The sequence below is a fragment of the Streptomyces sp. NRRL S-87 genome (assembly GCF_000719335.1).
GTDB lineage: Bacteria > Actinomycetota > Actinomycetes > Streptomycetales > Streptomycetaceae > Streptomyces.
On sequence record NZ_JOGB01000163.1, the window covers coordinates 1 to 1,077 of the forward strand.

General features: G+C 75.1%; 1 protein-coding gene. It reads right to left on the reverse strand.

Annotation, left to right across the window (positions count from 1 at the left end):
• Window positions 1-272: 272 nt before the first annotated feature.
• Window positions 273-926, reverse strand: a complete 654-nt coding sequence (locus IF43_RS0135540) for a PH domain-containing protein (protein WP_030211142.1) — start codon at window positions 924-926, stop codon at window positions 273-275.
• Window positions 927-1,077: the final 151 nt, after the last annotated feature.

The window sequence follows — 1,077 nt, forward strand, 5'->3', positions numbered from 1 at the left end:
GTCAAGGGTGGAGCGCAGCGGAATCGCCGCAGGCGACGCCCGAAGGGCGCCCTTGACGCCCCGACCCGGCCCGGAAACCCTCGGCAGGCGGACAGGCCCCACCCCGCCCACCACTCCGACCCCGCCCAACCCCGACCTCGCAAGCCCGACCCCGGGCCACTCCCCCCGACCGGCCCCACCCCCACTTCGGAGGCCCCACCCCCGGCCGCTCACCCCGACCCGGCCCGCCCCCAACGGCGTGGGCCCGAGCCCGCAGCCAAACGACGGAGCTCCTACCGAACCCCGGCCACCACACCCAGCAGCACCAGACCCGCCGCCACCGGGGCGAGGATCTCGTACGCCCACCGGACCGCGACGACGCCCTGGGCGCCGGGCCGGTCGGCGCAGCGCTCGTGGAGCTCGTTCAGCTCGTCGACCGTGCGATCGGCGGTGGCCCTGCGCACCTGGTCACCCGCCGCCGCCACGGCCTCCGTACCGGCACCAGCGTCGCGGCCGCTCCGCCCGAGGACGGAGCCGCGCCCACCGGCGGCCTGGCGGTTGGCCCGCTTGCGCTCCCGCAGCGAGACGGGGATCGACCACAGCTGGTACTTCGCGCCCCCGGCGAAAAGCTCCGCCGAGTAGCCGGACCGCAGGTACTCCACCGCGGCCCAGGGCGCGGTGATGAGGCGGAACGGGTTCCGCACGCGGATCCGGTCGTCGTTGACGAACACGGCCGGCCGCAGCGTGAAGGCCACGATGAGGGGCACGGCGATCAACAGGCCGGCCGCGGCGAACCACGGCGTCCACCCGCTGCCGCGCAGCAGCGCGTCCCCACCCAGCCACGCCGCGATCGCGAGCAGCATCACCCCTGCCACGAGGGCCTGGGGCGAACGGTAGACACGGTCCGCGTAGACGGGCTCGGCGGAGGACGGCGGGGGGTTCGTCATACCGCCGATTCTGCCATCGGCCCTGCGACCGGAACCCGCACGAACCCACACCCACCCCAAGCAGAACCCGCACGCATCACCCCACCCCCGCGAATGAGGGCCCCCAATCCGGCGCCCAATCCCCACACCACGCACACCCGCCCCCCAACCC

Excerpts from the sequence above, each read along its gene's own strand:
- IF43_RS0135540 (WP_030211142.1), bottom strand. The coding sequence starts at position 926 with ATGACGAACCCCCCGCCGTCCTCCGCCGAGCCCGTCTACGCGGACCGT.